The sequence below is a fragment of the Streptomyces katrae genome (assembly GCF_002028425.1).
GTDB classification, from domain to species: Bacteria; Actinomycetota; Actinomycetes; order Streptomycetales; family Streptomycetaceae; genus Streptomyces; species Streptomyces katrae_A.
In genome coordinates this window covers 1900822-1919489 of sequence record NZ_CP020042.1, presented here as the reverse complement: position 1 = coordinate 1919489, position 18668 = coordinate 1900822, and the positions used below count along the sequence as shown (strand labels likewise).

Here is an 18668-nt window from a genome sequence, read left to right as displayed (position 1 = left end):
CGTCAGACGCCCTTGCTGACCGAACTCATGTTGAAGTCCGGGATGCGGACGGAGGGCATCGCGGCCCGCGTGAAATAGTCGCCCCACTCGCGCGGCAGGGTCTTCTCGGTGCGGCCCGCCTCCGTGGCCCGCGAGAGCAGGTCCACCGGGGACTCGTTGAACCGGAAGTTGTTCACCTCGCCCGTGACCTGCCCGTTCTCCACCAGGTAGACCCCGTCCCGGGTCAGGCCCGTCAGCAGCAGCGTCGCCGGGTCGACCTCGCGGATGTACCAGAGGCAGGTCAGCAGCAGACCCCGCTCGGTGGACGCGACCATCTCCTCCAGGGACTTCTCCCCGCCCCCCTCCAGGATCAGGTTCCCGAAGGCCGGGGACAGCGGCAGCCCCGTCAGCCCGGCGCTGTGCCGGGTCGTGGTCAGCCGGGCCAGCTCGCCCCCGCTGATCCACTCCGTCGCCGGCACCGGCAGGCCGTTGTCGAAGACCGAGGCGTCGTCGCCCGAGCTGTGCGCGATCACGAACGGCGCGGACTCCAGGCCCGGCGCGTTCGGGTCGCTGCGCAGGGTCAGCGGCAGCCGCGAGAGCCGCTCGCCGACGCGGGTGCCGCCGCCGGGCCTGGAGAAGACCGTCCGGCCCTCCGCCGCGTCCCGCGCCGCCGCCGACCACATCTGGTAGATCAGCAGGTCCGCCACGGCCGTCGGCGGCAGCAGGGTCTCGTACCGGCCGGCGGGCAGTTCGACCTTGCGCTCGGCCCAGCCGAGGCGGACGGCGAGCTCCGCGTCCAGGACGGTCGGGTCCACGTCCTTGAAGTCGCGGGTGGCGCGTCCGGCCCAGGCGGAACGGAGCCGGTCCGGCGACTTGGCGTTGAGCTCCAGGGTGCCGTTGGGCTGGTCGTGGCGCAGCCGCAGCCCCGTCGAGGTGCCCACGTACGTGGAGACCAGCTCGTGGTGGGCGAAGCCGTAGAGCTCGCGGCCGCCCGCCCGGGCCCGGGCGAAGGCCTCGCCGAGGGCCGGGGCGAAGTCGGCGAACACCGCCGAGGAGGTCTCGTCGGGGGCGTCCGCGAAGTCCGGGGACGCCGGGGTCCCGGTCACCAGCGGCTGGGCGTCCTCGGCGGGACCCGCGGCCCGCGCGGCCGCCTCGGCGGCCCGGACCAGCGGCTCCAGGTCGGCGGCGGTGACGGCGGAGCGGGAGACGACCCCCGAGGCCGTCCCCTGGCCGCCGTCGACCGTGGCGATCACCGTGAGGGTCCGGCCGCGGGTGACGCCGTTGGTGGTCAGGGCGTTCCCGGCCCAGCGCAGGTTGGCGCTGGACTCCTCGTCGGCGATGACCACGCAGCCGTCGGCGGTGGACAGCTCCAGGGCCCGCTCGACGATCTCGTGGGGCTTCGTACGGCTCATCGGCCGGCCTCCTGGGTGGTGTTCAGGATGTTGACGTCGCGGAAGAGGGCCGACGGGCAGCCGTGGGAGACCGCCGCGACCTGGCCCGGCTGGGCCTTGCCGCAGTTGAAGGCGCCGCCCAGCACGTAGGTCTGCGGGCCGCCGACCTTCTCCATCGAGCCCCAGAAGTCGGTGGTCGTGGCCTGGTAGGCGACGTCGCGCAGCTGCCCGGCCAGCCGGCCGTTCTCGATCCGGAAGAAGCGCTGCCCGGTGAACTGGAAGTTGTAGCGCTGCATGTCGATCGACCAGGAGCGGTCGCCGACCACGTAGATCCCGCGTTCCACCCCGCCGATCAGGTCCTCCGTGGACAGCCCGCCCGGATCCGGCTGGAGCGAGACGTTCGCCATCCGCTGGACCGGCACGTGCCCGGGGGAGTCGGCGTAGGCGCAGCCGTTGGAGCGGCCGAGGCCGGTCAGCTTCGCGATCCGCCGGTCCGTCTGGTAGCCGGTCAGGGTGCCGTCCTTGACCAGGTCCCAGCTCTGGGCCTCGACGCCCTCGTCGTCGTAGCCGATGGTGGCCAGGCCGTGCTCGGCGGTGCGGTCTCCGGTCACGTTCATGATCGAGGAGCCGTACTTGAGCGTGCCCAGCTGGTCGAAGGTGGCGAACGAGGTGCCCGCGTAGGCCGCCTCGTAGCCCAGCGCCCGGTCGAGCTCGGTGGCGTGGCCGATGGACTCGTGGATGGTCAGCCACAGGTTGGACGGGTCCACCACGAGGTCGTAGCGGCCCGCCTGCACGCTCGGGGCCCGCATCTTCTCGGCCAGCAGGCCCGGGATCTGCTCCAGCTCGGCGTTCCAGTCCCAGCCGGTGCCGGTCAGGTACTCCCAGCCGCGCCCGGCGGGCGGGGCGATGGTGCGCATGGAGTCGAACTCGCCGGTGGTGGCGTTCACGGCGACCGCGGTCAGCTGCGGGTGGACGCGCACCCGCTGCTGGGTGGTCGTGGTGCCCGCGGTGTCGGCGTAGAACTTGTTCTCGTGGACGGCGAGCAGCGAGGCGTCCACGTGCGCGACGCCCTCGGCGGCCAGCAGCCGCGCGCTCCAGTCGGCCAGCAGGGCCGACTTCTCGGCGTCCGGCACGTCGAAGGGGTCCACGTCGTAGGCGGAGATCCAGGTCTTGTCGGCGTGCACCGGCTCGTCGGCGAGCTCCACCCGCTCGTCCGAGCCGGCCGCCTTGATGACCTGCGCCGACAGCTTCGCCATGGCCACGGCCTGCGAGGCGACCTTGGCCGCGCCGTCCATGGTCAGGTCCACGCCGGACGCGAACCCCCAGCTGCCGCCGTGCACCACGCGGACCGCGTAGCCGAGGTCGGTGGTGTCGGAGCCGCCGGAGGGCTTGGCGTCCCGAAGCCGCCACGAGGCGCTGCGGATCCGCTCCAGGCGGAAGTCGGCATGGTCGGCGCCCAGCGCGCGCGCCCGCGCGAGCGCCGCGTCGGCGAGCGCCCGCAAGGGCAGCGCGGTGAAGGCCGCGTCGATGGAATGGGCCACGGGGGTCCTCCCGGAGTCGGGGACGGTCTGCTCGATCATGTCGCGATCGGGCCCCAGGTGACCACAGGTTTCTGTAGGTATTCGACAGCCCGCGTCGCAAGGCCCTGTCGGAGCCCGATTCTCCGGATGTCGGCCGCGACCTATAGGTTTTTGCTACTCAGACAGCTAAGCGAAAGGGTGATCCGTTGAGCCGCTCGGTTCTCGTCACCGGAGGAAACCGGGGCATCGGCCTCGCCATCGCCCGTGCCTTCGCCCAGGCCGGCGACAAGGTCGCGATCACGTACCGCTCGGGAGAGCCGCCGCAGGAGCTCGCCGAGCTGGGTGTGCTGGCCGTGCGCTGCGACATCACCGACTCCGAGCAGGTGGAGCAGGCCTACAAGGAGATCGAGGCCAAGCACGGCAACGTCGAGGTGCTGGTGGCCAACGCCGGCATCACCAAGGACACGCTGCTGATGCGGATGTCCGAGGAGGACTTCGCCTCCGTCGTCGACACCAACCTCACGGGCACCTTCCGTGTCGTGAAGCGGGCCAACCGTGGCATGCTGCGGGCCAAGAAGGGCCGTGTGGTCCTGATCTCCTCGGTCGTCGGCCTGCTGGGCGGCGCCGGCCAGGCCAACTACGCCGCCTCGAAGGCGGCGCTGGTGGGCTTCGCCCGCTCGCTCGCCCGCGAGCTGGGCTCCCGCAACATCACCTTCAACGTCGTCGCCCCCGGTTTCGTGGACACCGACATGACGAAGGCGCTCAGCGACGAGCAGCGCACGGGCATCCTGGCGCAGGTCCCGCTGGCGCGCTACGCGCAGCCCGAGGAGATCGCGGCCGCCGTGAGCTTCCTGGCGTCCGACGACGCCGCGTACATCACCGGAGCCGTCATTCCCGTTGACGGCGGATTGGGCATGGGTCACTGATCACCATGAGCGGAATTCTCGAGGGCAAGCGGATCCTCATCACCGGTGTGCTGATGGAGTCCTCCATCGCCTTCCACACCGCCAAGCTGGCCCAGGAGCAGGGCGCCGAGGTCATCCTCACCGCGTTCCCGCGCCCGACGCTGACCGAGCGCATCGCCAAGAAGCTCCCGAAGCCGGTCAAGGTGATCGAGCTCGACGTCACCAACGACGAGCACCTGGCCCGCCTGGAGGGCCTGGTCCGCGACGAGCTCGGCGGCCTCGACGGCGTCGTGCACTCCATCGGCTTCGCCCCGCAGGACGCGCTCGGCGGCAACTTCCTGAACACCCCGTTCGAGTCGGTCGCCACCGCGATGCACGTCTCGGCGTTCTCGCTGAAGTCGCTGACCATGGCCTGCAAGCCGCTGTTCCCGGCGGAGGGCGCGGCCGTCGTCGGCCTCACCTTCGACGCGCAGTTCGCCTGGCCGCAGTACGACTGGATGGGCCCGGCCAAGGCCGCGCTGGAGGCCACCAGCCGCTACCTCGCCCGTGACCTGGGCAAGGAGAACATCCGCTGCAACCTGGTCTCGGCCGGTCCGATCGGCTCGATGGCCGCGAAGTCCATCCCGGGCTTCGGCGAGCTGGCGGACACCTGGAACCACCGCTCCATGCTGGAGTGGGACATGAGCGACCCGGAGCCGGCGGGCAAGGGCGTCGTGGCCCTGCTGTCCGACTGGTTCCCGAAGACCACGGGCGAGATCGTCCACGTGGACGGCGGCCTGCACGCGATGGGCGCCTGACCTTCCCGGCCGGACCCCGCGTCCGTACGGCGGTGGCCGCGCTTCCCCCCGGGGAGGCGCGGCCACCGCCGTTCGCGCCCCGCCACGGCAGGATCCCGGGGCTTCCTCGATCAGACGTTCGCCGTCCGACCGGATCTTTCCGAGTCGAAAACCGGGACACATGCCTGCAAACTGACCTGGCCGGGACCTTCCCGGCGAGTTCGGGGAGGAGGTACGGGCGTGCGCGCGAGGCCGAGCCGAGCGGTATCGCTGCTGGTCACCTCGGTGGCTTTGACCGGACTCCTGATCCCCGGAGCCCTCGCGCAACCCGGAGCGCCGGGCCCCGCGCCCGGACCCGAGGCGGCCGCCCCGGCGACCGTGGACTTCGCCGAGATCCCCGCCGAGCCACCCGTACGGCCCGAGCAGCCCGCCGGCCGCGAGCTCTACGGCTCCGACTGCGACACCGAGATCGACGGCTCCCAGGTGATCGCGTACTGCCACAACGGCTTCCCCGAGACCGACCTGCTCCGCCTCCACGTGGAGTGCGAGCGCTGGTGGGACCTGGACGGGGACAGCGCCCTCGTCCCCCTGGACCCGGCCGGCCGCACCCGGCTGACGGGCCGCTGCTGGAAGGAGGTCCGCACGGCCTGGGTCAGCCACCAGCGCCCGCCGGCCTCCTCCGGCCGCTAGGCCGTCTCAGCGCCTGCCCTCGCCCAGGCAGACGAAGGGGTAGCCCGCGGCCTCCGAGGCCGCCGTGTCCCCGTCCCCGCGCCGGATCGCCTCGATCAGCCGGGCGTGGTCCAGGTGGTCCGCCGGGTCCAGCTCCGTGCCCACGTCCGCGCGCAGCCACTGCGCCACCAGATCGCCCAGGTCCGCGTACAGCCCGGTCAGCACCTCGTTGTGCGAGGCCGTGACCACCGCCATGTGCAGGGCGACGTCCGCGCTCACGAACAGCTCCGCGTCCCCGCTCGCCCAGGCCTCCTCGCGCCGCGCCAGCAGCGCGTCCAGCTGGACCAGGTCCCGCTCGGTGCGCCGCTCCGCCGCCAGCCGGGCCGCCGAGGACTCCAGCGTCGAGCGCAGCTCCGCGATGTGCCAGGGGTCGGCCCCCGCGAAGCGGCGGTGCATCACCCCGGCCAGTTCGCTGGTGGCGAGCACGTACGTACCCGAACCCTGGCGGATGTCCAGGAGTCCGTTGTGCGCGAGCGCCCGGACGGCCTCCCGCACCGTGTTGCGGGCCACGCCCAGCAGCTCCACCAGCTCGGGCTCGGTGGGGATCCGGCTTCCGACCGGCCACTCGCCGGAGGTGATCTGGTTCCTGAGCTGGGCGATCACCTGGTCGACGAGCGCGGAACGCCGGGGTGAGGTCAACGGCATGCGGACGGGGCCTCTCGGGGGCGGGTGGACGGGCGGTGGGGCGGGGTCAATTCTGACAGGAAGCAAACTGGACAACCAATCATCCCATGATTCTATGATGGCGGGATGCACGACGAAGACCTCCAGACCCTGAGCCGCCCGGCGACCCCGCGCGCCTCCGTCGGACGCCCCGCCACCGCCCGGGACGACGCCCACGCCGACCCGAAATGGCTCGGCCCCGTGCTCGTGGTCGCCATCGTGCTGGCCGCCCTCAACCTGAGGCCGGCCATCACCAGCCTCGGCGCCCTCTTCGAGGAGGCCCGCGACGGCCTCCACATGAGCGGCACCGTCGCCGGACTGATCACTTCCGTCCCGGCCCTCTGCTTCGCCGTCTTCGGCGTCACCGCGCCCCGGCTCTCGCGCCGCTTCGGACCCGCCGCCGTCGTCTGCGCCGGCATGGCCGCCGTCGCCGCCGGCCTGCTGATCCGCCCCTTCGCCGACAGCGCCGCCGCCTTCCTCGCCGCCAGCGCCCTGTCGCTGGCCGGCATAGCCCTGACGAACGTGCTCCTCCCGGTCATCGTCAAGCGCTGGTTCCCCGACCGCGTCGGCACCATGACCGGCCTCTACTCCATGGCCCTGGCCGCCGGCACCTCCCTGGCCGCCGCCGCGACCGTCCCGCTGACCTCGGCCCTCGGCGGCAACTGGCGCACCGGCCTGCTGGTCTGGGCCGGCCTCGCCGTGGCCGCCGTACTGCCCTGGCTGCCCGTCGCCGCCGCGACCCGCCGCGAGAGGGCCGCCGCCCCCGCCGGCGCCGCCGCGCAGGACGCCGGCCCCTCCGTCGTGCGCAGCCGCACCGCATGGGCCCTCGCCTGCTACTTCGGCCTCCAGGCCACCGGCGCCTACGTCACCATGGGCTGGCTCCCGCAGATCTTCCGCGACGCCGGGGTCTCCGCCTCCACCGCCGGAGTGCTCCTGGCCGTCACCATGGTCATGGGCGTCCCGCTGGCCTTCGTCATCCCCGGCCTCGCCGGACGGATGCGCCACCAGGGCCCCATCGCCGCCGTCCTCGGCGTCTTCGGCCTCGCCGGCTACCTCGGGCTCTACCTCGCCCCCGCCGGCGGAGCCTGGGCCTGGGCCCTCCTGCTCGGCGTCTCCAACTGCGCCTTCCCCCTCGTCATCACGATGATCGGACTGCGCGCCAAGTCCCCGGCCGGGGTCGTCAAGCTCTCCGCCTTCGCCCAGAGCACCGGCTACCTGATCTCCATCCCCGGCCCGCTGGTCATCGGCACCCTCTACCAGCACAGCGGCGGCTGGGACCTGCCGCTCGCCCTCATGGCCGGCCTCCTCGTCCCGCAGATCGCCCTCGGCGTCCTCGCGGGCCGGGACCGCACGATCGAGGACGAATGCGGCATGCGAGACTGAGCGCCATGTCGCCCGTACTCGAACCGAACCCCCAGAACGGCCACCGCAAGCTCGGCCTCGTGCTGGGCGCGATGCTCCTCGTGACCGTGATCGTGGCCGTCATCGCCACCCTCGCCTCCCCCTGACCCACCACCCGCCGGCCCGGCCCGGCCCCCGTGGTGGGGTTACCCCCACCATCCCCTAGGGGGCCAGGATCAGGGTCGGCTGGGGTGTGCCCCGGATGGGAACCGGCGCCGCGGATCCATAGATTCGAAGCAGCGAGCCAGTCCCCACCCGAAGAACCCGGAGGCGGCCATGCCGGCCACCACGCACACCCCGTCCCCCCTCACCCGTCCCGCCCGCCGCCCCCGCGCGTACGCCCACACCAGCGCCCGGCTGCACTGGTGGACCCTGGCCCTGCCCGCCCTCGCCTTCGGCCTCCTGCTCCTGCTGCTCGCCGGCTCCGGCCAGGCCCAGGCCGCCACCGGCCAGCCCTCCGGACTGCTCCAGGTCACCCAGCAGCTGCTCCACGCCGTCACCTGACGGGCGCCGCGTCACCCGAGCACTCACCTCGCCCCCAGCCGGTCCGCGCACGCCGCAGCACGCCCTCACGAGCGGGGGACGGCCCCCTCAACACCCTGCGCCGCATGGCCCGTTTCATGCGAAGCTGGGCCCATGAGCGCCGACACACCCCGCAGGATCGCCCTCCTCCGGCACGCCAAGGCCGACTGGCCCCAGGTGGCCGACCACGACCGCCCCCTGGCGGAACGCGGCCGCAGGGACGCACCGGCCGCCGGCCGGAAGCTGGCCGAGACGGGCATCACCTTCGACCTGGCCCTCTGCTCCACCGCCGTCCGCACCCGGGAGACCTGGAAGCTCGCCGTCCAGGAACTCCCCTACCGGCCGCGGACCAGCTACGAGGAGCGGGTCTACGACGCCTCGCCGGGCGAGCTCATCGCCCTGCTGAACGAGACCCCCGACGAGGTCGACGACCTCCTCGTCATCGGCCACAACCCCGCGATGCACGCCCTGGCCGACATCCTCTCCGGGCGCGCCGAGGGCGACACCCAGGCCCGGATGAACCGCACCGGCTTCCCGACCGCCGCACTGGCCGTCGTCTCCTTCACCGGCTCCTGGAAGTCCGTCGAACCCGGCGTGGGCACCCTGCTGGACTACTGGACCCCGAAGGACCACTGACCGCGCGACCCCCGGGCCCGGGACACCTGCGTCCCGGGCCCCCGTCCCGGCCCGCCCTCAGCCCACCGGGCAGCGGCCCGCCGGCTCCGGGGTCTGCTGCTGCGGAAAGCCCGCGTCCCGGGCCTCCCACAGCTCCGGGTAGAACCGCCGGTACACCGACGCCCGCAGGTGCTCCATCCCGCTGCTGCCGCCGGTCCCCGGCCGCCCGCCGATCTGCCGCTCCACCAGCAGCGCGTGGCAGGCCCGCCACTCCGTCCACACCTCGTCGTGGTCGACCAGCGCCTCCACCAGCTCGGCCAGCTCCGCGAACTCCGCCGGATCACCGTCCAGCGGCCCCGCCGCCAGCCGCGCGTACGCCTCCCAGCGCTCCTCCCGCGTACCGGCCGCGAACCCGGCCTTCGCCAGCAGCGCCACGAACCCCTCCCACAGGGTGGGCTCCGCCATCCGCCCGGCCAGCCGCTCCCGCTCCCCGGCGGCCAGCCCGGCGACGGCCCGCCTCCCGTACTCCCCGCGCACCCAGTCGGCCCCGCACAGCGCGGCGATCTCCACGTACTGCGCCGACTGCTGGCCGCTGCTGGTCCCCAGCACGCCCCGGAAGGCGTGGAACTCGCGCGGCGGCATCGCCCGCAGCGGATGGATCGCCGCGATCAGCGCCCGCGTGACCGACACCGCGCGCACCAGCCGGGCCCGGGCCGCCCGCGGATCGCCCTCCAGCATCCGGTCCCGGGCGTCCGCCAGGTCCCGCAGCAGCTGCCCGAACCACAGCTCCTGCACCTGGTGCACGGTGATGAACAGCAGCTCGTCGTCCACCCCGTCGGCCAGCGGCACCTGGAGCGACAGCAGCTCCGGCAGCTTCAGGTACTCGGGGTAGGTGACGCTCGCGGTCTCAGACATCGGAGTCCTCCGGGGCACGCAGTCCGTAGGCGGCGAAGGCGTCCGTGACGCCGGGCAGGTCGAAGGCACCGACCTGGGCGCACAGCCGCAGGGTGGAACGGGAGATGGTCTGGATGCGGTCCACGCCCGCGCTCCCGCCGTAGCTGTCCGCCAGGACGGCCCCGATCCGTTCCTCGTCCAGACCGGCCAGCCGCAGCGACACCCGCACCGGCTCCAGGTCCCAGTCCAGCGCCGCACGGATCATCGCCGGCAGGGCCCGGGCCGCCAGCACCCGGCGCCGGCCGTCGAGCCGCGCCCACAGCTCCAGGAAGAACGCGGAGAAGAACCGGTGGTGGCGGCCCTCGTCCTTGGCGTGGTCGCGCATCAGCTCCCGTACCGTGCTCACCACGGTCGGGTCCTGCGGCACCTCGTTGAGCACGGCCGTGATCAGCGTCTCGAACACCACCGCCTGCAACTGCCCGGCCAGCACCGGGTCCTCGGGCAGCAGCCGCCGCCCGGTGTCCTGCAGGGCCGTCACGAACCCGCCGTAGTCCACGTCCGGCACGGCGATCCCGGTGACGGCGGCCACCTGGTCGGCCAGGTCCAGGCTGTACAGGGCGTGGTAGCCCTCGTCGCAGTACACCTTGAACGCGTCCATGCGCAGCGCGGTCGGGAAGTGCAGCCCCGAGTTCCCGTTGGCCACGGGCTCGGCCGCCCCGTTGACCACCCGGGTCTCCAGATGGGTCGTCGAGTGCAGGAACTGGTACAGGTGCCGGACGGTGACCTCCCGCACCCGCTCCGGGGCCAGCGCCTTCACCTCCGGGTGCGCCAGGTGCGGCACCAGGGCGTCGGGGAAGAACACCCGGCCCTGCTCCGCCTCGGCGTGGAACATCCGCCGGACGCCGCCGCGCACGCCGGCGGTCTCGTACCAGCGGTCCAGGGGACCCGGTGCCGTGCTCATGGGTGACTTCCGTTCCGTGAAGCGGGGGAGGGGGAGGGGTGCGGGCCCGCCTGCGCGGACAGGCCCAGGTGGACGGCGATCCGCCGGACCGCCTCCGCGACCAGCGGGGCGTCGACGGTGTGGCACAGCCGGAACCAGCCCGGCTCGGGCGAGCGGAAGGCCCCGCCGGGCAGGATGCTGACCTTCGCCTTCTCGAACAGCTCCCGCCACAGCACCTCCTCGCCCCCGAAGCCGGGACCGGGCAGCCACCGGCCGAGGTCCAGCCAGACGGAGAAGCCCGCGCCGGCCGGGGCGTACGGGATCCCGTACGCCTCCAGCAGCCCGGTCAGGTGCCCGTACGAGGAGCCCAGCCGCCGCCGGCCCGCCGCGAGGAAGGAGGCCGTCCACTCCGGGTCGGCCAGCAGCTCCGCCAGGGTGTGCTGGGTGGCGGTGGAGACGGGCGCGAAGTACGCCAGCGCCCGCGCGGCCGCCCGTACCCGCGGATCGCGGGTGTGCAGCACCCCGGTCTTCAGACCCGGCAGCCCGAAGTCCTTCGCGAAGCCCCAGACCACATGGGTGCGCCCGGCCCAGTCCGGGTTGACGGCCGGGTCCGCCGCGCTGGTGAAGGCCCGCGGGCCGAACACCGCGTGGGCGTAGATCTCGTCCGAGACCAGGTCCACGTCGTGCTCGCGCACCACGCGCAGCAGCTCCGCCAGCACCTCGGGCGGGTGGACCTCGCCGATCGGGTTGGAGGGGGAGGACAGCGCCACCGCCCGTACGGTGATCCCCTCCGCCCGGGCCCGCCGCAGTGCCCCGTCCACCGCCGCGGCCGTCAGCCGGAACCCGTCGGCGGGATCCAGGGGCGCGGGCAGGATCCGGGCGCCGGAGCGGCCGCCGAGATCGGTGTCGAAGGCCCCGTAGTAGGGAGCGGGCACCACGATGGCCTCGCCCGGGTCGCACAGGACGGAGGCGATCGCGTCCAGCGCCCCGGTGGCACCGCTGATCACCACCAGGTCCTCGGCGTCCAGCGGGGTCCCGACGGTGTCCGACAGCAGCGCCGCGACCCGTCCGCGCAGCACGTCGGTGCCGTGCAGCGGGGCGTAGCGGGCCGTGGCCTCGTCCATCGGGGGCAGCTGCGCCAGCCGGCCCTCGAGCAGGTCCCACAGCAGCCGGTTCTCGGCGGTGCCCAGGTTCAGGTAGCCGTCGGGCCGGGTGAGCGCGTCGTACGGCTCGGCCTCCGCGCGGAAGTGGGCCTCGGCGATGGCCGGGGTGTCGGCGAGGAGCCGGGCGGCCTGCCGGGAGAGGGGGCGGGAGTGGGAGCTCATCAGGCCCTCCCGCTGCCGACGCCGGCACCGGTGAGCAGGCCCGGGTGCACGCCGAGGCCCATCGAGGCGTCGATGACGGCGCCGTGCAGCGGCGTGGAGTGCTCGCCCGCCAGCCAGCGCACCTGCTCGGCGATCTCCTCGGAGGTGATCATGCGGCCCTTGGGCAGCTGCGCGGACAGGGCGGCCCGCTCCTCGGGGGAGAGCTTGTCCAGGGTGCTCGCCTGGAACATCGTGGTGTCGACGGCGCCCGGGCAGAGCGCGAACACGTCCACCGGGGAGTGCGCCAGGTCGGCGGCCAGATGGCGGGTCAGATAGGTGAGGGCCGCCTTGCTCATCCCGTCGGCCGGGTGGAAGCCGGGGAACTGGAAGATCCCCCCGCCGACGCTCGAAATGTTGACGATCTTCCCGGAGCCCCGCTCCAGCATCCCGGGCAGCAACTGCTCGATGAGCCACAGCGGACCCACCGCGTTGATCTGGAAGAAGGCCGACGCCTTCGCGTGCCCGGGCCCCTCGGTGTAGTGCTCCACCGTCTTCGAACCCACCGCGGCGTTGTTCACCAGGACGTCGACCGGGCCGGGGAGCCGGTCGAGCAGCAGCTCGTGGTCCTCCCAGTCGCCCTGGCTGAAGGGGAAGGCCTCCACCTTGGCGCGGCCGGTGAGGGCCAGCTCCCGCACCAGTTCCTCGGCCCGCTCCCGGCCGTTGCGGTAGGTGAACCAGACGGTCCAGTCCTCCTCCCGCGCGAATCTCTCCACGCAGGCACGGCCGATTCCGCCCGAGCCTCCGGTGATGAGCACACTTCGAGTCATCCACGTCCCCTTGAACGCACAAGGCCGACCGTGCGGCTGCCGTCGCATATCGCCACACGATCGGATGATCGGGTCCAAGTACACGACACGAAGGCCCAGTTCGGGTCCAAGGTCCCTGGACTCTGCCTCGGGCCGGAGCCCGGCCGCCGGGCCGGGGACGACGAACGCCCGGCCGAAAGGATCCGGCCGGGCGCTGAGGGGGGCGGGGGCTGCTCAGGCCAGGTCGGCCGCTTCCACTTCCTCGCGGGTGATGCCGAGCAGGTAGAGCACGGCGTCCAGGAAGGGCACGTTCACCGCCGTGTGGGCGGCCTCGCGCACCACCGGCTTGGCGTTGAAGGCCACGCCGAGGCCGGCCGCGTTCAGCATGTCGAGGTCGTTCGCGCCGTCACCGATCGCGACGGTCTGCGCCAGCGGCACCCCGGCCTCCGCGGCGAAGCGGCGCAGCAGCCGGGCCTTGCCCGCCCGGTCCACGATCTCGCCGGTGACCCGGCCGGTCAGCTTGCCGTCGACGATCTCGAGAGTGTTCGCCGAGGCGAAGTCGAGGCCCAGCCGCTCCCGCAGGTCGTCCGTGACCTGCGTGAACCCGCCCGAGACCACGCCCACCTGGTAGCCCAGCGTCTTCAGCGTCCGCACCAGGGTCCGGGCGCCCGGGGTCAGCCGCACCTCGGAGCGGACCTTCTCCACAACCGACTCGTCCAGCCCCGCCAGCAACGCCACCCGGGCGTGCAGGGACTGCTCGAAGTCGAGCTCCCCGCGCATGGCCCGCTCGGTCACCTCGGCGACCTCGGCCTCGCACCCGGCGTGCGCGGCGAACAGCTCGATGACCTCGTCCTGGATCAGGGTCGAGTCCACGTCCATGACCACCAGCCGCTGCGCCCGGCGGTGCAGCCCCGCCGAGACCACGGCGACGTCGACGCCGATCTGGGCGGCGGTGGTCGCCAGCGCGGTGCGCAGCGGCCCCGTCTCGGCACCGGAGACGGCGAACTCGACGGCCGTCACCGGGTACTTGGCGAGCCGGAAGATACGGTCGATGTTGCCGCCGGTCGCGGTGATCCGGGCGGCGATGGTGGCCGTGGACTCCGCGGTGAGCGGGTGCCCGAGCACGGTGACGTGGGACCGGCCGACACCGCGCGGGCGGTTGTCGCCGGTACCGGAGATGATCTCGGCCGACAGCTTCAGCGACTCGGCCCAGCTGTGCACGGTGGCCCGCAGCTCGCCCTCGGCGGCGGTGGTGGGCTTGGTGACGAGGACGCACAGGACGATGCGGCCACGCGTGACGACCTGCTCGATGTCGACGACGTCGACGGAGTAGGCGGCGAGGGTGTCCATTAGCCCGGCGGTGATCCCGGGACGGTCCTTGCCGAAGATCTTGACGAGGAGGGTGGGGACCTCGGAGGTCTGCGAAGCGCTCATGGTCCCCTCACCGTATCTTCCCGGCCCCGGGGCCGGACCGCCCGTCCCACGTTCTGAACGCCGCTCCTTCCTCACGCCCCGCTCGCCCCGCTCGGCCCTGGCGGCCCTCCCGGGCTTCGCGCCGCTGCGCCGGACTCCGTCCGACGGTGGCCGGGCGGGGCCCCCGGCCCCGGCTGGGGTCCGGCCGTCGGCTGCGGGCCGTCGCCGCTGCGCGGGGCCCCAGGGGCTCCGCCCCAGACCCCGCGCCTCAAACGCCGGCGGGGCTGTAAAGAGCCCCGCCGGCGTTTGAGGCGACGGGCGCGGAGCGCACGTGCGGGGTCCGGGGCGGAGCCCAGGGGTCTTTCAGCCGCGCCGGCGACTGAGGCGGGAACGGTGGAAGGGCGGGTAGGGGACCGCTCCGCGCAGCGGGATCGGCCTGACCAGGCCGGTCAGCGCGGGGGATGCGGCGGCTTCGGCGGCGGCGGAGCCCCCGGCGGTGGAGGTGGCGTGAACGGCTCTCGCTGCGGCGGCCGCGGAGCGCGGGCCGGCTTGGGCGGCCGCCCGGTGACCGTGACGTCCCACGACCCGTCGGAGACCTCCGGCTCCCGCGCCCCCTCACCCGCAGGAGCCGGCCACCACGGCCGGTCCGGCGCGCCCGGCCGCACCCCCGGCCGCTCCGCCCGGTCAGCGCCCGGCCCGGGGCGGCCCGACGCGGCGCGGTGCTGTCCGCGCCGGTACTGCCCCGCTCCGGGGCGCTGCGACGGCACGCCGCCCCGCGCCCGCAGGGCCGGGTCCGGATGCGGCGGCAGGCCAGGGGCCGGGGCGGCGGGGTCCTGCCCGCCCCGCGTCAGGAGGGCGCCCGTGCCGCCCGCCAGGGCGCCCCACACCGCGCCCGCCAGCAACGCGTACCCCGCATCCCCGCGCAGCTCCACCGCCGCCACCCCCGGCACGTCGACCGACATCCCCGTCAGCCACACCAGCCCCGCCAGCGCCACCCCCGTCACCCCGCCCAGCCGCGCCGCGCACGCCGCCACCCCGCGCCCCGGGCTCCGTACGGCCGCCCGTACCCCGGCGTACAGCAGCAGCACCCCCGCCCCCGCCACCAACAGCCAGGCCCGCCCGTCGTACTCCGCGAGCCGCGCCACCGTCACCGGCTCCCCCCGCGACAGCGGCGGCAGCAGCCGCCCGAGCTCCCCGGCGGCCCGCCCCCGCACCGGTACGGAAAGCCCCAGCAGCAGCCCCGTCCAGCTCCCGTTCGGCGCCCCCAGCAGCGCGGCCCCCGCCGCCCGCCCCGGCCGCCCGTCCTGCGCGGCCGCCCACCCCGCCACGGCCGCGCCGGCCACCACCGCCACCACCAGCATCGCCAGCACCGAAGACACCGCCGGCCGCAGCCGGGCGGCCCACGCCGCCGCCGGCCCGTGCCGCGAGGCGAGCAGCGCCACCGCGAGCACCACCGCCACCCACACCCCCGCGCCCGGCACCGAAGGCCCGGCATCCACCGCGAAGCCCACCCGCACCCGGGGCCGCAGCAGCCCCCCGACGTCGCCGATCCCCGGCAGGACCACCCTCGGCGAGGCGCCGTCCAGGGCCACCGCCCCGTGCCCGGCCCACGCCAGCCCGACCGCCACCACGAGGAACAGCGCCCCCACCACCGCCGCCCGGACGGCGACTTCCACCCCGCCCGGCCGCCCCCGCGGCCCCCCGAGTCCCCGCAGGAACACCGAACCCAGCACCAGCGCCCCCACCAGGGCGACCCCCAACGGCCGGAGGTCCACGGCGCCCCCGCCGTCCGCGGCCAGTCCGAGGGCCGACACCTCCCCGGTCGCGGTCAGCGACCCGCCCACGGCCGCCGCCACCACCGCGGCGGTCATCGCCCCCAGCGAGCCGCCCCCGGCATCGGCGCCCAGCAGGTGCAGCCCCAGCGCGGCCACCCCCGCCATGGCGGCGACCGACCACCCCACGGCGGCGATCCCGGACAGCAGCACGTCTCCCCAGCGGATGCGGCGCATGCGGCGACCCCCGTAACCGAGCCGAGTGGGGCGAGAAGTCCCGTATCTCACTCTCCGGGTGACTTTCGACCCCGTCAACGGGCAGACGTAGACGCCTGCGGAAGGCCCCGATTCCACATGTGGCCGCAGGCCTGAAATAGTTCCCCCGGATGTTCGCCATCCCTAGACTCCCTGACGTCGTTCTCCCTGGACGGCAGGGGGATTCTCGGGGGACCTTAAGTGGGGCTGGAGTGCCGGAACTCGTACTGGAATTGAACGGAAGGACCTGGACGCTCGATCCGTCCAGGTCGTACTCGCTGGGGCGCGATCCCCAGGGAGACGTCGTGATCGATGACGCGCGCGTGTCCTGGCGGCACGCCACCATCAGCTGGAACGGCCGGGTTTGGGCCATCGAGGACCACGGCAGCACCAACGGCACCTACGTGCACGGCGCGCGGGTCCAGCAGACGGAACTCGTGCCCGGAACGCCGGTCCACCTGGGCAACGCGACGGACGGCCCGCGGCTGAATCCGAGCGCCGCCGTGGCGGCCCCGCAGCAGCAGCCGGCCTACCAGGCCCCGGTGGCGCAGGGTCAGGCCCCGGCGTTCCAGCCGCCGGCCCCGCAGCACCAGCAGTCGCAGCAGCCCGCCTGGGACCAGCAGCCCCAGGCCCACCATCAGCAGCAGCACCAGCAGCCGTTCGTGCCGCAGCAGCAGCACCAGGCCCCCCAGCAGTCCGCGGCCCCCGGCTACGCCGGCGACCACCGCAGCCCGACGACGTTCCACCAGATCGCCGTCGGCCGCGTCATGCGCATCGGCCGTGCCCTGGAGAACGAGCTCGTGGTCTCGGACCTCCAGGTCTCGCGCCACCACGCGGAGTTCCGTTCCACCAACGGCCGCTTCGAGATCCACGACCTCGGCAGCCACAACGGCACCTACGTCAACGGCCAGCCCCTGCCGAAGTCCGGCACCGCGCTGCTCGGCCCCTCCGACATCGTCGGCGTCGGCCACTCGACGTTCCGGATCGTCGGCGACCGCCTCGAGGAGTTCGTCGACACCGGTGACGTCTCCTTCTCGGCCCGCCACCTGACGGTCACGGTCGACGGCGGCAAGCAGATCCTCAAGGACGTCACCTTCGGCGTCCCGGAGAAGTCGCTCATCGGCGTCATCGGCCCCTCCGGCTCCGGCAAGTCCACGCTCCTGAAGGCGCTGACCGGCTACCGGCCCGCCGACCAGGGTGACGTCCTGTACGACAACCGCAACCTGTACAAGCAGTTCGCGGAGCTCCGCCAGCGCATCGGCCTGGTCCCGCAGGACGACATCCTGCACAAGGAGCTGAAGGTCTCCACCGCGCTGAAGTACGCGGCCAAGCTCCGCTTCCCCGGCGACACCGCCGAGGCCGAGCGCGCCGCCCGCATCGACGAGGTGCTGCGCGAGCTCAAGCTCGACGTCCACAAGGACAAGAAGATCACCTCGCTCTCGGGCGGCCAGCGCAAGCGCGTGTCCGTGGCCCTGGAGCTGCTGACCAAGCCGTCGCTGATCTTCCTGGACGAGCCGACCTCCGGCCTCGACCCGGGCATGGACCGCGACGTCATGCAGCTGCTGCGCAGGCTGGCCGACGGCGGCCGCACGGTCCTCGTCGTCACCCACTCCGTCGCCGAGCTGGCCCTCTGCGACAAGCTGCTGGTCATGGCCCCGGGCGGGTCCGTCGCCTACTTCGGCCCGCCGGACGAGGCGCTGAACTTCTTCGGCTACACCACCTGGGCCGACGTGTTCTCCGCCTTCGAGAACTACCGCGACTACGACTGGGCCGGCCGCTGGAAGGGCTCGCAGCACTACCAGCTGTACGCCGCCGACCTCGACGCGGTCGCCCCGCAGCAGGTCGCGATGCCGCCGCAGCAGATGATCCCGCCCAAGCCGCAGGCCTGGGGCTCGCAGCTGTGGACGCTGATCCGCCGCTACGTCTCGGTGATCGCCTCCGACAAGGGCTTCCTCGCCCTGATGGTGCTGCTGCCGGCGGTCCTGGGCATCGTGTCCACGGTGATCCCCGCGAAGTTCGGCCTGGCCCCGCCGACCCCGCCGTCCCGCTTCAACGGCGACGCCGGCACGATCACCCTGATCCTCGCGGTCGGCATGTGCTTCTCGGGCGCGGCCAACTCGGTCCGTGAGCTGATCAAGGAACGCGTCATCTACGAGCGGGAGCGCGCGACCGGCCTGTCCCGGTCGGCGTACCTCATGTCGAAGGTGATCGTCCTCAGTGTGATCACGGTCATCCAGGGCGCGATCATCTGCGCCATCGCCTTCACCCCGCGCAAGCTGCCGGCCGAGGGCCTGTTCATGAACCCGGCCGTCGAGCTCTGCGTCTCGGTCACCGCGCTCGGCATCACCGCGATGATGTTCGGCCTGGTGATCTCCTCGCTGGTGAAGACCGCCGAGAAGACCATGCCGCTGCTCGTGATGTTCGCGATCGTCCAGGTCGTCTTCACCGGCATCCTGTTCCAGCTGTACGACAAGGTCGGCCTGGAGCAGTTCGCCTACCTGATGCCCTCCCGCTGGGCCGTCGGCGCCGCCGGAACCACCCTGAACCTGGGCAAGCTCATGGCGCCGTGGGACCCGCAGAACCCCACCAACACCGACCCGCTGTGGGACCACACCACCGGCCAGTGGTTCGTGGACGTCATCGTCCTGCTGCTGCAGGGCGTGATCTGCGGCTTCGCGGTGGCGCGCCTGCTGCGCCGCCACGAGCCCGAGGTCATGCGCAAGTAGGAACCGCGTTGTGCCGCCAGGCACGCGAAACGCCTCAGGGCGGCACCCGGAGTCTTC

17 protein-coding genes are annotated in these 18668 nt (G+C 73.4%); 8 read left to right on the top strand and 9 right to left on the bottom strand.

Annotated features, from left to right (window positions below):
• Positions 1 to 2: 2 nt before the first annotated feature.
• On the bottom strand, positions 3 to 1391 hold the full coding sequence (locus tag B4U46_RS08735; protein ID WP_079425574.1) for a metallopeptidase TldD-related protein: 1389 nt from the start codon (positions 1389 to 1391) through the stop codon (positions 3 to 5).
• Positions 1388 to 2950 (bottom strand): TldD/PmbA family protein, encoded by a 1563-nt coding sequence (locus B4U46_RS08730; protein ID WP_398898347.1) that lies wholly within the window; start codon positions 2948 to 2950, stop codon positions 1388 to 1390. The genes B4U46_RS08735 and B4U46_RS08730 overlap by 4 nt, the downstream gene beginning before the upstream one ends.
• Positions 2951 to 3096: 146 nt before the next feature.
• Here B4U46_RS08730 and fabG point away from each other — a divergent pair, with 146 nt between their 5' ends.
• From fabG to B4U46_RS08715, 3 genes are all read left to right on the top strand, one after another.
• Positions 3097 to 3816: a 3-oxoacyl-[acyl-carrier-protein] reductase gene (gene fabG, locus B4U46_RS08725; RefSeq protein WP_079425573.1), complete on the top strand. Its 720-nt coding sequence runs from the start codon at positions 3097 to 3099 to the stop codon at positions 3814 to 3816.
• 5 nt (positions 3817 to 3821) lie between these two features.
• Positions 3822 to 4592, top strand: a complete 771-nt coding sequence (gene fabI, locus B4U46_RS08720) for an enoyl-ACP reductase FabI (protein WP_045946360.1) — start codon at positions 3822 to 3824, stop codon at positions 4590 to 4592.
• 219 nt (positions 4593 to 4811) lie between these two features.
• Entirely contained in the window at positions 4812 to 5261 is a 450-nt protein-coding gene (locus B4U46_RS08715; RefSeq protein ID WP_079425571.1) for a hypothetical protein, read from the top strand.
• A 6-nt stretch (positions 5262 to 5267) separates the two neighbouring features.
• On the opposite strand, the gene B4U46_RS08710 is transcribed toward B4U46_RS08715, so the two are convergent.
• Positions 5268 to 5945 (bottom strand): FadR/GntR family transcriptional regulator, encoded by a 678-nt coding sequence (locus B4U46_RS08710; protein WP_079425569.1) that lies wholly within the window; start codon positions 5943 to 5945, stop codon positions 5268 to 5270.
• A 105-nt stretch (positions 5946 to 6050) separates the two neighbouring features.
• Between B4U46_RS08710 and B4U46_RS08705 the strand changes: the two genes are divergently transcribed.
• The 4 genes from B4U46_RS08705 (at position 6051) to B4U46_RS08695 (ending at position 8522) form a co-directional block, all read left to right on the top strand.
• Entirely contained in the window at positions 6051 to 7346 is a 1296-nt protein-coding gene (locus tag B4U46_RS08705) for a CynX/NimT family MFS transporter (protein WP_079425567.1), read from the top strand.
• A 5-nt stretch (positions 7347 to 7351) separates the two neighbouring features.
• Positions 7352 to 7471 carry an SGM_5486 family transporter-associated protein gene (locus B4U46_RS39820; RefSeq protein WP_252120213.1) on the top strand — a complete coding sequence of 40 codons (120 nt, stop codon included), beginning with the start codon at positions 7352 to 7354 and terminating at the stop codon, positions 7469 to 7471.
• 169 nt (positions 7472 to 7640) lie between these two features.
• Complete coding sequence (locus B4U46_RS08700) at positions 7641 to 7868, top strand: hypothetical protein (RefSeq protein WP_079425565.1); 228 nt, start codon at positions 7641 to 7643, stop codon at positions 7866 to 7868.
• Between the two features lie 132 nt (positions 7869 to 8000).
• Entirely contained in the window at positions 8001 to 8522 is a 522-nt protein-coding gene (locus tag B4U46_RS08695) for a SixA phosphatase family protein (RefSeq protein ID WP_079425563.1), read from the top strand.
• 57 nt (positions 8523 to 8579) lie between these two features.
• Here the strand turns inward: B4U46_RS08695 and B4U46_RS08690 are convergent, their stop codons facing one another.
• The 6 genes from B4U46_RS08690 to B4U46_RS08665 form a co-directional block, all read right to left on the bottom strand.
• On the bottom strand, positions 8580 to 9416 hold the full coding sequence (locus tag B4U46_RS08690) for a tryptophan 2,3-dioxygenase family protein (RefSeq protein WP_079425561.1): 837 nt from the start codon (positions 9414 to 9416) through the stop codon (positions 8580 to 8582).
• Positions 9409 to 10356 carry a diiron oxygenase gene (locus B4U46_RS08685; protein ID WP_079425560.1) on the bottom strand — a complete coding sequence of 316 codons (948 nt, stop codon included), beginning with the start codon at positions 10354 to 10356 and terminating at the stop codon, positions 9409 to 9411. The genes B4U46_RS08690 and B4U46_RS08685 overlap by 8 nt, the downstream gene beginning before the upstream one ends.
• Positions 10353 to 11660 carry an aminotransferase class I/II-fold pyridoxal phosphate-dependent enzyme gene (locus tag B4U46_RS08680; RefSeq protein WP_079425558.1) on the bottom strand — a complete coding sequence of 436 codons (1308 nt, stop codon included), beginning with the start codon at positions 11658 to 11660 and terminating at the stop codon, positions 10353 to 10355. Before B4U46_RS08680 ends, B4U46_RS08685 begins: the two co-directional genes overlap by 4 nt.
• A complete protein-coding gene (locus B4U46_RS08675; protein ID WP_079425556.1) occupies positions 11660 to 12466 on the bottom strand; it encodes an SDR family NAD(P)-dependent oxidoreductase in 807 nt (268 codons plus the stop codon). Before B4U46_RS08675 ends, B4U46_RS08680 begins: the two co-directional genes overlap by 1 nt.
• Before the next feature lie 213 nt (positions 12467 to 12679).
• Entirely contained in the window at positions 12680 to 13879 is a 1200-nt protein-coding gene (serB, locus tag B4U46_RS08670; protein ID WP_079425554.1) for a phosphoserine phosphatase SerB, read from the bottom strand.
• A gap of 428 nt (positions 13880 to 14307) precedes the next feature.
• Complete coding sequence (locus B4U46_RS08665; protein WP_079425552.1) at positions 14308 to 15867, bottom strand: streptophobe family protein; 1560 nt, start codon at positions 15865 to 15867, stop codon at positions 14308 to 14310.
• Positions 15868 to 16097: 230 nt separating this feature from the next.
• Here B4U46_RS08665 and B4U46_RS08660 point away from each other — a divergent pair, with 230 nt between their 5' ends.
• Positions 16098 to 18611 carry an FHA domain-containing protein gene (locus B4U46_RS08660; protein WP_079425550.1) on the top strand — a complete coding sequence of 838 codons (2514 nt, stop codon included), beginning with the start codon at positions 16098 to 16100 and terminating at the stop codon, positions 18609 to 18611.
• Positions 18612 to 18668: the final 57 nt, after the last annotated feature.

Coding starts and splice junctions, on each gene's coding strand:
- B4U46_RS08735 (WP_079425574.1), bottom strand. CDS start 1,391: ATGAGCCGTACGAAGCCCCACGAGATCGTCGAGCGGGCCCTGGAGCTG.
- B4U46_RS08730 (WP_398898347.1), bottom strand. CDS start 2,950: ATGATCGAGCAGACCGTCCCCGACTCCGGGAGGACCCCCGTGGCCCAT.
- fabI (WP_045946360.1), top strand. CDS start 3,822: ATGAGCGGAATTCTCGAGGGCAAGCGGATCCTCATCACCGGTGTGCTG.
- B4U46_RS08710 (WP_079425569.1), bottom strand. CDS start 5,945: ATGCCGTTGACCTCACCCCGGCGTTCCGCGCTCGTCGACCAGGTGATC.
- B4U46_RS08705 (WP_079425567.1), top strand. CDS start 6,051: ATGCACGACGAAGACCTCCAGACCCTGAGCCGCCCGGCGACCCCGCGC.
- B4U46_RS39820 (WP_252120213.1), top strand. CDS start 7,352: ATGTCGCCCGTACTCGAACCGAACCCCCAGAACGGCCACCGCAAGCTC.
- B4U46_RS08700 (WP_079425565.1), top strand. CDS start 7,641: ATGCCGGCCACCACGCACACCCCGTCCCCCCTCACCCGTCCCGCCCGC.
- B4U46_RS08695 (WP_079425563.1), top strand. CDS start 8,001: ATGAGCGCCGACACACCCCGCAGGATCGCCCTCCTCCGGCACGCCAAG.
- B4U46_RS08690 (WP_079425561.1), bottom strand. CDS start 9,416: ATGTCTGAGACCGCGAGCGTCACCTACCCCGAGTACCTGAAGCTGCCG.
- B4U46_RS08685 (WP_079425560.1), bottom strand. CDS start 10,356: ATGAGCACGGCACCGGGTCCCCTGGACCGCTGGTACGAGACCGCCGGC.
- B4U46_RS08680 (WP_079425558.1), bottom strand. CDS start 11,660: ATGAGCTCCCACTCCCGCCCCCTCTCCCGGCAGGCCGCCCGGCTCCTC.
- B4U46_RS08675 (WP_079425556.1), bottom strand. CDS start 12,466: ATGACTCGAAGTGTGCTCATCACCGGAGGCTCGGGCGGAATCGGCCGT.
- serB (WP_079425554.1), bottom strand. CDS start 13,879: ATGAGCGCTTCGCAGACCTCCGAGGTCCCCACCCTCCTCGTCAAGATC.
- B4U46_RS08665 (WP_079425552.1), bottom strand. CDS start 15,867: ATGCGCCGCATCCGCTGGGGAGACGTGCTGCTGTCCGGGATCGCCGCC.